Origin of the sequence: Roseateles sp. DB2, assembly GCF_051857535.1 — a bacterium.
Classification (GTDB): domain Bacteria; phylum Pseudomonadota; class Gammaproteobacteria; order Burkholderiales; family Burkholderiaceae_C; genus Roseateles_B.
Map to the genome: position 1 here is coordinate 150222 of NZ_JBPZGY010000001.1, position 13348 is coordinate 163569.

Below are 13348 nucleotides of genomic sequence, written 5' to 3' on the forward strand. Positions count from 1 at the left end.
CGGCATGCAGATGCTGAGCCTGGGCCGCAGCGATGGTGGCTCCGGCGAAGTGACCGCCACGTTGAGCGTGGCCGGCGACATCAACCGCGACGGCCGCATCGACGGGCTGGACGGTGCTGCATTTGATGCGGCACTGGCTGCCGGCGATCTGGCAGCAGGGGACCTGGACGGCGACGGCCAGGTCAATGCCGCGGATCGGCAGGTGATGTATGCGAACTATGGGTGGAGGGGGAATCAGGCGCCGGTGGCGGCGGCCAGCGTCGCCACCCCGAGCTACCGCACCCACACCGACCTCGCCGTGCGCGGCCAGCTGGGTGATGTCGCGCAGGACCCTGAGGGCGACCGCCTCTACTGGCGCGTCGTCGGCGCCCTGCACGGCACGGCCGTCTTCGACGCCGATGGCCGCACCCTGGTCTTCACGCCCGAAATGGGCTTTGCGGGCCGCGCCCAGATCATGGTCCAGGCGGACGATGGCTTTGCCTCTTCAGCGCCCATCGTGCTGCAGATGGACGTGAGCGCCGCCAAGCTGCTGGCCATCCATATCAACAACCTGGAGCAACTGCGCCAGCTGCGCGCGGGCCAGAGCGTCAAGGTCCAGGCGACCGGTGACTTTGAGGATGCGACGGGTGTTGACCTGTCCGCGGCGGGGAACTACCTGACGCTGGCGGCGATGGATCTGGCGGGCTTGGGGTATGTGGGTTTGAATGCGATCAGCGTTGACGACGCGCGCGACCTGGTCCGCGGCCTCAACGGTGGCGCGTCCGGGATCGTGGTCAGCCGCACGGATTCCGAAGGTCACACCGTGCGGGCGGTGACGGCCCTCAATGTGACACCTAGCGCAGATGGCGTTGCTGGAAGCGCGGGCGGAGACGAAGAAGGCGAGGGCGATGACTACCTGGTGGTTGAGCCCGACGTCTATCCGGGCACTGTCAGCCTCCCGCCGGGCGGCCTCCGCCAGCTGAAGGTCAAGGTCAGTGACCTCGATACCGGTGTATCTACAGACGTTCATGCCACAACTGCCATCCGCTATGTCTCCAGCGACGACAGCATTGCCACTGTGAGCGGTACGGGCCTGATCACGGCGCTCAAGTCCGGTCAGGTGACGATCAGCGTGATCTACCTGGGCACGAGCCGAGACGCGCTCGGCAACGTGCGAGAGCAAGTCATCGGCCAGCAGGACATGCTGGTGCGTGTGCAAGCCGTGCAGGTCGAGGCGGCGGGCTCGTCCAGCGGCATTGCCGTGAGCGCCGCGCAAGGTGCTGTGATTGCGGCCTCCTCGGGCGAGACCGTGCTCATCGGCCCGGGGGCGCTCCAGCAGGACACCACGGTGAAGATCGAGCGCATTGACGTCGCGAACATCGATGCGACGCTGGGTCTGCCCATGCCCGCGCCAGCCGTGCTGACGGCTGTTGCGGCGTTCCGTCTGGAGATGGGTGATCAAGTAGCCAGGTCGGCCCTGCAGTTCGCATTGCCGCTGCAAGGCGGGGTGGCTTTCGCAGAGGGCGAGGAGGTGGTCTTCTTCCGCAAGGGCAAGGTGCCCATGCCGGACGGCAGCATGGCTGACACCTGGTGGCTGCTGGACAACGGCTTCATCGGCGCTGACGGCATCGCCCGCACCGCCAGCAAGCCGTATCCCACCCTCATTGAGGCCGGCGAGTATCTGGTGTGCAAGAAGTTGCCGGGCGTGGTAGCCGGAAGCTTCGAATGCTCGGCACCGCTTCAGGGGCAGATGACGCTTGCCGGCGTCACCTTCGGCCTGAGCCTGTTCCAGGACGCAATCACGTCCAGCATGATCGCGACCATTGCGTCCGGCGTGACGCATGCGACCGCCTCCCAGTACAGCTTTGGCGTGCCTCAGTTCAAGGAGGTTGACTTCATGAAAGTCACGGTCGAAGGGCGCTCGAAGCTGGTGGCCGACGTGGTGTTCCCGCCTGCGGAAACGCCGTATGGCAAGGTGGCTGCTCCCAATATCTGGATCATCCGCAATGACGGCGAGGGCAATCTTGCGATGACGGTGCAGCCAAGGGGCAAGTTCGAATACCCAACTCAGTTGATTGTTCGAGCAACGCTGTCGAATGGGCAGTACTTTGATTCCGCGCCTCAGGTCGATCCCGGTACGGGCGCTGTATCGATCAACTACCTGACGGACGTCTCGTTCGGCTTCAGCTTGCAGCATGTGCCCCTGGGCAAGATTCGCTGGAGCGTGATCCGGCAGATCGTCTGCTACGAGATGGACTCGCATGGCCGCTTGCTCAAGACCGAGCCGGTTGAGGTCTACGGTGCGGAGGCTTCGTTGCAACCTCTACCGCGCATGGCAGCGGTGCTCACGCGCACGGGTATCGAATTCGTTCGGGAAAGCGAGGGCATCAGGACAAGGGTCGGGACGACCTTGCTGGATGACCTCCACACCCTCCCGCTCGAGTCCTATCTGGCGGGGACCAAGGTTCAGCCGATTGTCTATAGCAGTGACAACACCGCTGTCTTTGTTGGAGGCAAGGGCGTGATCTGGGAAATTGACACCCAGACCTACAAGATCATCCAGACCTTTAAGCTCCCGGGTAGTGCCGCCAATATCACCAGCTTGGCGATTGAAGGGGACCTCCTCCTGGTCGGCGAAGGGACGAGATGGGGCGGCACGGGCGCTGGCGGCTATCGCTTGCTGGCGGTCCAGACGGATCCTGGCAGCAGCCACTATGGCAAGTTTGTCGACCTGAAGGGGACGGGCATCGAATCTATGCCGCTGGGCGTCTCCGGCATGGCGATCGGTCCGGACGGCCGCACCTTGGTGGTCGCTGCGCCGCTACAGAGCAATTCGCTCGGTGCGGTCGGAGACAACAAGCGCCGCGGCAATGTACTGGTGTTTGATCTCGAAACCCTGGACATGGACAGCGGTGAGATTGACGAACCCGTGTTGGCGACCTTGCCCAGCGACGGGATTTCGGGCAAGAGCCCGCAGATCGTCACCGCGACCATGTCACCCGACCGCTTCCTGGTTTCCAACGTGATGGACTACAGCCGTGGCCTCTCTACGCTGACCATCACGCGCGATGAAAAAACGGACAAGCTCAAGAGCGCATCGCTCAATGCCATCCGCATGAGCCAGGAACAGGACAGCAATGTGCTGGTCGACCGCCTGGACATCCAACGCGCCCAGAGTTCCGTGCTGGTGAACTACAAGGGCATCGAGTACGCCATCGTTGCGGACGACAACTTCAACTTCAACGACCCGTACTACAAGGCGCAGTTCGAGTCACCTTATTTCATCTACACACCTTCCGGCATGCCTGTGGCGGTGGGTGGCAGTGCAAGCGCCAAGAAGGTGGCGGTGGGTGGCAAGCTGGGCATCGTGAGAGACCCATTCGGTAAGCATGGCGAGCCCCTCTACATGGGAGCCACCTTGCCTCTGGATGGCTACGGCATTCAGAACCTCAGTCTCTCACCGGACCAAAAGGTGCTTTTGGGGCAACTCGCGGGCGGCTTCAGTGCTCGCGATATGTGGGCGCAGCAGCTGGAACACAAGAGCGGTGCCTGGAATGTAGAGAAGTTGATTCAAGCGGCGATTGATCATCCAGCAGCTGATCGTTTGAAAAAGCACATCGTGCTGCCTTCGGGCACGGAGCAGCTGATTCCGCAGATGGACGGTCAAATTCCCGCTGGAACCTATTTTGATGATGACGAGGTTGAGTCCGTCAGCATGACGGGCAATATTGGGGATGTCATCCAGGTTGACCTGATGGATTCTATTGCTCGAAAAATTCTGGGCCTGCCGGAAAAGAACAGCGCCGATTGGAGAAATATGGACGCCAGGGATTTGCTGGCGGCAGAAACAAGGATTCGGGAGCAGGAAGCTAAGTTGCGTGGGTTTTATTTGAGCCCTAATACTGAATGGGATACCTTTACGGATCCGGAAGAGTTGCGCAAGTACCCGAATGGCATGCAGCTTGTGACGGATGGTGTCGAAACAGGAGATGGCGAAAGACCGATCCCCAAGCTTGTTACGCTGAACGAAGAGGGGGGCACTAGCAACGATGAGGCCGACTTTAATCGGCGGGGTGTATTCTTTGTTACTCCAACATTGAGTGGTGCCGATCGTGCTCGACTAAGACTTGGTAAACGAATCGATGTGCCCAAGAGTGCTTTGTTTGGGTTTAGCTATGAATCTCAAGATGAGTTGGGAAATTGGGTTGAAAAGAAAGGTGTGATCAATATACTTGCCAGGGACTATGATTTCACTGGTTCTCCGGTGCTATTTGGTGATCGACCGTTAGATAATCCTGGATATTCCCAATTTAGGCTGATTTCGAAAGTCGGTGTGGGGCAGGAAAATAACAGGCTTGACGTATTTAGAGTGGAGCAGCGTCTGGCTTACCTCGGGTATGTTGTTATGAGGGAGGGTGAATCCAATGTGCCGCAAAACTTTGTTGTTGATGGTCAATGGGGGAGCGACGAGTCTCGCGCTGCGCTACTGTTTAGTAGGGTAATCAATTACAACGCTTCGAGCAAGGCGACATCTCAGTTTGTTAGTCATGGTGAAAAGTTTGATTCACAAGCCTTTGATAAGAATATTAAGGAAGCTGAGAATAAATTGACAGTCGCCGATGACCCTGGCTCGACGTCGGACATTGTTGATTGGCTCAATGCATTTAATGCGCCTCACTGGATGCGACTGTTTGAATCGGATAAGGATGGATTTGGACTTGCAGCTAATCGAGAGGGCTTGCCATCATGGGTTAGTACGCAGCGAGGTCTGTCTTACTCGCAGCAGTCAGAGGTTTTTGCTAGCAGCTGGGTTCGCGATCTAATGCGTGCCTATCAATATGCCAACGCATCGCTTCGTGCTAATGTTGGTAGCGGGATGATGTTTAATGGCGCGACGGATGGGGCCTTGCTTCAAACGCCTTCCGTGCACAGTTCTCATGACTTAGGTATGGCTATGGATATTGGCTTCTCTGATACGTACATTGCGCGAGATCTGCAAACCAAGCATGACACTCGCACAATTGAAATTAATGCGAAGGCGTTGCCGGAGTCGGAGCGTCTGAATTCTTGGAGCACGGTAAATGCTGTGCAGTTGGTTGGTCAGTTATCGAATGTCGCGGCAGACGGTTCCAAAAATGTATACAACCAAAAGGCGGCTTTGAGTCAATTTTTGGCCTTGTATTCGCTTACTCAAAAAACCTCTGGTGATTGGTCAAACATAGTCCTTGTGAATGATGACGGAGGTGACATCGTTCGGGCGGCTTTATTTGGATCCGGCGATAAGTCGGGATCAATTATTGGGGGGGCATACGTCGGGCGAGATGATGAGACTGTGGAAAAGAAGGTTAATGGTAAAGTTGTTTATGATGAAAATCATAAACCGGTGACTAAGGTTCAGGAGTACAACGGATATGATGGAATGCGGCAGGTGCTGACAGCTGTTGGCGTCTCTAGTAAGAAATTGCCGTTCCATCAAAATCACATACATGTCTACTTTAAGCCGCCAAGCATTAGGGATATCGCCACTGGTAGAGCCGTGGGCGGTAAAAGTTTGCAGGTTGATGATGGTTCGCGACGCGTTCGGGATTCTCTAACTCAGCCGGTGGATACGGCGGCAAACTTTGGAATGTGTGCAATGCTGGACGGCACGGCCGAGACCACTGAAGGGCGAACTATTGATGTTCGGTCGATTGAGAAGCTCATCAAAGCAGAGAGGGGCGCACCATCGAACGCACAATGGAAGACGGCTTCAGTGGAAGTTCTGCGGCAACCAAAGTTTGGTGCGCTGGTGCCAATTTCTTCACTTGATTCTCGAGTTCAGTACAAGGCAAATGCTGGCTGGGAGGGTTTCCTTGATAAGGACGGAAAGTTGAATGACAGGGGGCTAGTAAAGCTTACTGTTGCTGGTCGTGCTTATACGGTTGAGTTGCAAATAGTCTTGACGCATGGTTTTACCCCGGATTTGGAAGGGGCGGTGTGTCCAGATTTGGTGTGGAGGGGTGCGATTAAGTCGACTTTGAGTAACAATGGTGAGGGGTTAGAGGAATCGTTTGCTCGAAACGCGATTGAGCAGATAAATTCATCCTATACTCTGGTTCGAGGAGGCGTAGTATTTGCTGCCCTTGACGGAGGGCGCCTTGGCGAGGTCACCGCAGATGACGGGGCCGTGCTGATTAGTCGCGACGCCGCCGGCCACGGCTGGTACCTCGACCCCACCCCGCTGGAAAGCTCCGACGACTTCCTGCCCACCGCCGACCCCAATGTGTGGAAGGCCAGGGCCGGCGGCGCTGCCGATGGCCACATGGACCTGCTGTCCGTGCTGCTGCACGAGTACGGCCACGTCCTGGGCCTGGAGCACAGCGAGGACGTGCGTGACTTCATGGGTCCGACGCTGCCGCCCGGCATGCGTCGCCTGCCCACGGACGAGGAACTCAAGCGCATGGCCGAGTTGGCTGCAGCCCGCAACAAGGCCGCTGACGAGTCGCCCACGCCCTGGAAGCCGGTGGAAGCCTTGCTGGGCCTGCCCTTGCTGGCGGGGCTGCGTCGTAATACGGGTGCATCGGTCGCTGCCGCTGGCAGCCGCGCAGCGGCATCCCTGCGTCCGCAGTTCGAGCTGGCCTCCAACGCTCAGTTCACCAATCCGGACTTCGGCGGCAGCACCGCGTCCACCGGCAGCACCGCGGGCTGGCTCACCACCGGCCGCATCACCACCGCCCTGGGCCGCGCCACCCTCGGCGAATCCGCCACCACCCAGACCCAGCTGAGCCAAACCTTCCACGTCGGCGCCACGGACCGCTTCCTGAGCTTCACCGTGCAGTCCGGCCTGATGGCCAATGCCGCGGGGCCGCAGGACGCCTTCGAGGTCGCGCTGCTCAACGCCAGCACCGGCCTGCCGGCGCTGAAGGACGGCACGCACACCGGCACCATCAACCTCAGCCGCTCGGACGCCCTGCTCAATCTGCAGAGCAACGGCACGCTGCGTCTGGCCGAGGGCGTGCGCCGCACGGTCAATGCCGATGGCAGCAGCACCTACACCCTGGACCTGCCGGACGGCCTGGCGGGCCAGGACCTGGTGCTGAGCTTCGACCTGCTGGGCTTCGGCCAGGGGGCGGAGGCCGAAGCCAGCGCGGTCACGCTGAGTGACATCCGCGTGGGCCAGGGCGTGACGCTCAAGGCGGTGGACGATGTGATCGCCGACGGCCTGGAAGACACGCCACGCGTGCTGGACCTGCTGTCCAACGACCAGGTCGCAGACCGCGCCAACACCCGCGTCCAGCTGGTGCAGGCGCCGCTGCATGGCACGGTCGGCGTCAACCTCGATGGCCAGCTGGTCTATGTGCCGGCGGCCAACTTCTTCGGCGCCGACACCTTCACCTACCAACTGGTGAACAGCGCGACCGGGGCGCAGTCCAACGTCGCCACGGTCAGCCTGCAACTGGCGGCCGTCAATGACGTGCCGGTGGCCGCTGCTGACAGCAACACCCTGGGCGAGGACGACGGCGCACTGGACGTGCCCGCCAGCCAGGGCGTGCTGCAAGGGCAGGGCGCTGCCCAGGCGGGCCAGGACTCGGATGTCGATAGCGACACGCTCTTCGTGATCGGCGTGGCCGCAGGTCTGCCGTCCAGCCTGCCGCAAGCAGGTGTGGCCGCAGCGGTGGAAGGGGCCTATGGCACCCTGACGCTGCGGGCCGATGGCAGCTATCGCTATGTGCCCAATGCCGCCGCGCAGGCACTGAAGGCCGGCGAGACGGTGCTTGACCAGTTCACCTACGTCATCAGCGATGGCCAGGGCGGCAGCGCGCACAGCACCTTGACGCTGAGCATCGTGGGCGCCGACGACGCGGCCGTGATCAGCGGCGTCAGCAGCGGCGCCGTGACCGAGGACCTGAAGCTTGTCACCACCGGCCAACTGCTGGTGGCGGACGCCGATGCCGGCCAGTCGGGCTTCCAGGCGCTCGCTGGCACCGTGGGTACCTATGGCACGCTCAAGATGGACGCCAACGGCCTCTGGACCTACACGCTCAACAACACCGCCACCAATGTGCAGTCCCTGCGCGCTGATCAGGTGGTGACGGACAGCTTCACGGTGAAGTCGCAGGACGGCACGGCGCAGGTGCTGACGCTCAGCATCAGTGGCAGCAATGACGCGCCCAATCTGGGCGGCAGCACCACCGGTACGGTGACCGAAGACATGTTCCTTGTCGATGGCAGCCAGCTGCAGATGGTCGACATCGACAGCGGCGAAGCCGGCTTCCAGGCCCAGAACGGTACCTTGGGCACCTACGGCAAGCTGTCACTCTCTGCAGACGGCGCCTGGACCTACACCCTGAACAACAGCGCCGCCAATGTGCAGGCTCTGAAGGCTGGGCAGAAGGTAACGGAGGTCTTCACCATCAAGACGCTGGATGGCACCGCAAGCGCCATCACCATCACCGTCAACGGCAGCAATGACGCCGCGGTGATCACAGGCACCAACACCGGCCGCGTGACCGAGGATGTGAAGCTCACGACCACCGGCCAGCTTCAGGTGACGGATGTCGACAGCGGCCAGGCCAGCTTCCAGACGCTCAGCGCCAAGGCCGGTAGCTACGGCTCGCTGAGCCTGACCGCGGCGGGTGCCTGGACCTACACGCTGAACAACGGCGCTGCCGCCGTGCAGGCGCTGGGCGCCGGCCAGTCGGTGGTCGACAGCTTCACGGTGAAGGCCCTGGATGGCACGAGCAAGACGGTGTCCGTGACGGTCAACGGCAGCAACGATGCGGCGGTTATCAGCGGTGTCAGCACCGGCAGCGTGAAGGAGGACGTGACGCTCACCGCCACCGGCCAGCTGCAGGTGACGGATGTCGATGGCGGCCAGGCCAGCTTCCAGGTGCTCAGCAACTCGCCAGGCATCTACGGCACGCTGAGCCTCACGGCATCGGGCCTTTGGACCTATGTGCTGGACAACAACTCTGGCAACCTCCAGATCCTGGCCGAAGGGCAGTCCGTCACCGACAGCTTCACGGTCAAGTCCCTGGACGGCAGTACCAAGGTCGTCACGGTGCTGGTCAACGGCAGCAATGATCCCGCGGTGATCGGTGGCGTCAGCGCAGGCTCGCCGAACCTGTTCCTGAGCACCAGCGCGGCCACCGGCCAGTTGACGGTGAGCGATGTGGACGGTGGCCAGGCGGCCTTCCTGCCGCAGTCGGGCACGCCGGGTACCTACGGCACCTTCGATGTGAGCGCGGACGGCCGCTGGGCCTACAACCTGACCAACGTCGCGGCGGTATCGAGGGCGCTGAACCTCGGTGGCACGCTGACAGAGCTGTTCACCGTCAAGTCCGTCGATGGCACCAGTCAGGTGGTCACGGTCACGATGAAGGGCAAGACCTCTGGCCCTGCGCCCTCGCCATCGGGACGCGGCTTCGCCGCCAGCGCCAGCGCCAGCCTGGCCTACAGCGCTCCGGTGGTCAGCGCGGGCGCCTCGGGTTCCACGACGACGCTGCTGCTGCGCACGCCGACTGCCGGCCTCTCCGGCTTTGACGAGGACGAGGAAGTGCTTGGCCTGAACGGTCTGGTCAAGCGGCTCGACCAGCCTCGCAAGCCGAGCAAGCCTGACTGGGGGGCCCGCCGCCTGGTGGCTCGCCTGCTGAGGCAGGCGCAGGCCTCCCAGCACAGCTTCGAGGTGGTCCCCGCAGGCCCGCCGGCCTCCAGCAAGGCGCAGGCCGTGCAGGACAGGGACGACGGCCAGTGGCTGCGTTCGCTGGAGCGCTCGGCTGGGCGCGCGCTGAAGGAGATGGCCTGATTCCCGGGCGCTGAGCAAGCGCCCAGGACCCGGCCCTGGGCTGCTCCCCAGGGTCCCCCCCCGCCGGGCCACCCGGCAGGGGCGGGCGCCGGCCGCGGGACGGCATTTTGGGCGATGGTTGTAAACTCCGCGCCCGAGGGAATCGTCCTGCGTGCCGGCTTCGAGGGCTTTCGGCAAGGCGCGCTGGGGCAAAGCCGGGCCTTGCGTCGCCCGCGACAACACGGGCCGGCATGGCCCATACGAATAAGAAGTTTGCCGTGAACGCGCTTTTCCAATTTGGGGGCGGCCGCCTTTGTACTGGCCGCCGCAGTCTCGCCTGGGCCTTGCTGTGCCTGGCGGGCGCTGCGCATGGTCAATCGCTGCTGGAGCTGTACCGCGCCGCAGACGCCGCGGACCCCACCGTGGCCAGCGCACGCGCCCAGCACCGGGCCAGTCTGGAACGGGAGAACCAGGCCCGTGCGGCTTTCGGGGTCTCCGGCAACCTCACGCTCAGCAGCAATCACTCGCAGTACCTGGAGCCCACCAATCTCCAGACTCCGGACCCGCGCAAGTTCCAGTCCAGCCAGGGCGGGGTGCAGTTCACTCAAGCTCTTTTCAAGCCCACGCTGATCGTGCAGCTGGAGCAGACCAAGGCCCAGAGTGAGCAGGCGCGGCTGCAGGGCGAGCAGAGCCGTATCGAGGCCATGCTGCGTTTCGTGGAGACGGCCTTTGACATGCTCAAGGCTCGCGATGCCCTGCGCTATCTGCGGGCCGAGCAGGAGGCGACGGCGGCGCAACTGGCCCAGACCAAGCGCAGCTTCGCCGTGGGCACGGTGGCCATCACCGATGTGCGCGATGCCCAGGCCAAGGCGGATGCGGTGGCGGCGCAGGTCTCGGCCGCGGAGTTCGACCTCTCGCTGAAGCACCAGTTGCTGCTGGACCTGGTCGGCCATGAGGCCCCAGGCCTGCTGTCGCGCGGGCTGGAGGCCGAGGCGCTGCCCCGCCTGGAGGCGGACAGCCTGGCTGAGTGGGTGTACGAAGCCCACCGCAGCAGCCCGGCGCTCGGGCAGGCCCAATGGGCCCTCGAGGCAGCGCGCCAGGAGACGCGCAAGGCCGACCGTGCGCACGCCCCCACCGTGGAGGCCAGCTATGGCATCAATCGCACCATCGAGTCCGGCTCGGTGACCAGCACACAGCGCCGTGTGGCCAACCAGATCCAGATGGGGCTGACGCTGACCTTCCCGCTGTACTCCTCGGGTGCCATGCACAGCAAGCAGCGCGAAGCCCTGGCCCTGCAGGACAAGGCGCAGGCCGATGTGGACATCGCGCGGCGCAGCCTGGCCGTGAGCATTCGCCAGAGCTTCTCTGCGGCTCTGGGCGCCATCAGCCAGGCGCGTGGCCTGGCCACCGCCGTGAAGTCGCAGGAGGTCGCTCTGCGTGCCAATCTGCGTGGCTACCAGGTGGGCATGAAGGTGAACTCGGAGGTGCTGGCCGCGCAGTCCAAGCTGTTCGAGGCGCAGCGTGACCTGTCCAAGGCGCGCTACGACGCCTGGCTGGCCTTCATCAAGCTCAAGGGCATCTCCGGCCAACTGGACGACAACGACCTGGACAACCTGGACCTGCTGCTGGTGCCGCTGGACCAGCCCCTGGAGCTGTCCAAGGACATCCTGCATCCCACCGAGCTGCCCCAGCTTCGCCTGCGGCCTGTGGGCGCCACCCGGCCGTCCGAGCGCGGCAGCAGTGGCTCCATCTGGGGTGACCGATGACCGAGCCGGTCGGCGACGATGCCCTTGCCGCCGCGGGCTCGGCGGTGGCAGAGGGCGAGCCGGGCAGGGTGGCGCCAGCCGAGGCGCCGCCGGCTGACGCGGTGGTGGACGAATCCGTGCGCCTGAGGCTGCTGGCCTGGCGCCAGCGCCTGGACGCCGCCGGGCTGGCCTGCTCGGCCGTGGCCCTGCACGGCGAGTCCGGCCAGGCAGGCCTGCCCTTTGCGCCGGAGCTGGGCGAGGGCCTGGCCCGGGTGTGGTCGCAACTGCTGGCACGGGTCAGCCCGGATCAGCCGGTGGCGCTGGAGCGCTGCCAACTGCCGGTCGACGTCCGCGCGGGCGCGGCCCACCTGGTGATGGCGGCCCGCATCAGCTATGGGCAGGCGCAGACTGCCGTGGTGGGGCTGTGCCTGCCGCCGCCGCACACCGAGCGCACCGTGCAGGCCATGCTCCTGGCCCTGGCCAGCCTGCAGTGGTCCCTGGCCGAGCACCACCAGGCCGGCCTGCTGAGGATCGCGCGCCTGATGGATGTGCTGGGCCATGTGTCCTCGCAGGAGGGCGCGCATGCCGCGGCCCAGGAATGGGTGAATCGCAGCGCGGTCTGGGGCCGGGAGCTGGCGGAGGCAGAGACGGGCGGCACGGCAGCGCTCAGCCTGGCCTTGTTCGACGTTCGTCAGGGCCGGCCGCGCTGGTGGGTGGGATCCGATACGGCCTGGGCGCAGAAGGCTGCGCCCCTGGTGCTGGAGGCGACTGAGCAGGCCAGCCGCGCCGTGGCTTCGCTGGCCGAGGTGCAGGGGGCGGGCTGGTGGGCTCTGCCCGTGCTGGCGCAGGGCCAGGCTACGGCGGTCCTGGTGGTTCACGGGGAGGCCCGGGCCTTGAGCGATCCGCTGCGTCAGGTGCTGCACAGCAGCCTGATGCTGGCCGAGCCTCTGCTGCGCGAGTGGCGCAAGGCCGAACGCCCCTTGTGGCAGCACGCCTGGGATTCGCTGGCCCATGCGGCGCGGCAGCTCGGACCCAAGGGCCAGCATGGCCATCTGCGCTGGAAGCTGGGGGCTGTTGCCCTGTGCGCGGCCGCGGTGCTGCTGCTGGCCGTTCCCTTCGACGAGCGGGTGACGGCGCCGCTGGCCATCGAGGGCCAGACGCGTCAGCTCGTGACCGCGCCCTTTGAAGGCTTTGTGGCCCAGGCGCGCGCGCGCCCGGGTGAACGCGTCAGGCAGGGTCAGGTCTTGCTGGACATGGAGACGCGGGAGCTGAAGGTCGAACAGGCCAAGTACTCCAGTGATCGCGAGCAGGCTGCGGGCAAGCTGCGCCAGGCAATGGCCGAGCATGACGCCCCTGCGGTGGCCCAGGCCTCGGCCCTGGTGCAGCAGGCCCAGGCCCAACTGAGCCTCGTGGAGAACAAGCTGGCCCGCGCGCAGGTGCTGGCGCCGCTGGACGGCCTGGTGGTGAGCGGCGACTGGACCCAGCAGATCGGCGCACCCCTGGAAACGGGCAAGCAGCTCTTCGAGATCGCCGCGGTGGACCAGTACCGGGTGGTACTGCACGTGGCGGATCATGACATCGCCCGGGTCAAGTCAGGCCAGCCGGGCGAGCTGCGCCTGGCGGGCCTGCCGCAGCAGAGCTTCCCCTTTGTCGTGAGCCTGGTGACGGCGACCGCCAGCGTTCAGGAGGGCAGCAACGGTTTCCGCGTCGAGGCGCGCTGGCAGGGGGCGGCGCCGGTGCTGAGCCCCGGCATGCAGGGCGTCGGCAAGGTCAGCGTGGGGCAGGCCAATCTGCTCACCATCTGGACGCGCAGTTCGCTGGACTGGCTGCGCATGAAGTGGTGGACCTGGTGGTGGTGAGC

The 13348-nt window shown here is 63.9% G+C and carries 3 protein-coding genes (1 of these 3 running past the window's edge); all 3 read left to right on the forward strand.

Features of this window, described 5'->3' with window-relative positions; genetic code table 11:
• Positions 1–9763, forward strand: the end of a protein-coding gene (locus tag ACS5PK_RS00600; RefSeq protein ID WP_439438342.1) for a VCBS domain-containing protein. Its footprint begins 23216 nt before the window's first position; 9763 of the gene's 32979 nt are visible here — the last part of the coding sequence; its start codon lies beyond the left edge, outside the window; its stop codon occupies positions 9761–9763.
• A gap of 257 nt (positions 9764–10020) precedes the next feature.
• Entirely contained in the window at positions 10021–11508 is a 1488-nt protein-coding gene (locus ACS5PK_RS00605; RefSeq protein WP_439438343.1) for a TolC family protein, read from the forward strand.
• Positions 11505–13346: an efflux RND transporter periplasmic adaptor subunit gene (locus ACS5PK_RS00610; RefSeq protein ID WP_439438344.1), complete on the forward strand. Its 1842-nt coding sequence runs from the start codon at positions 11505–11507 to the stop codon at positions 13344–13346. Before ACS5PK_RS00605 ends, ACS5PK_RS00610 begins: the two co-directional genes overlap by 4 nt.
• Positions 13347–13348: the final 2 nt, after the last annotated feature.

Bases quoted from the DNA above. Each gene is read 5' to 3' on its own strand.
- ACS5PK_RS00610 (WP_439438344.1), top strand. From the start codon at position 11,505: ATGACCGAGCCGGTCGGCGACGATGCCCTTGCCGCCGCGGGCTCGGCG.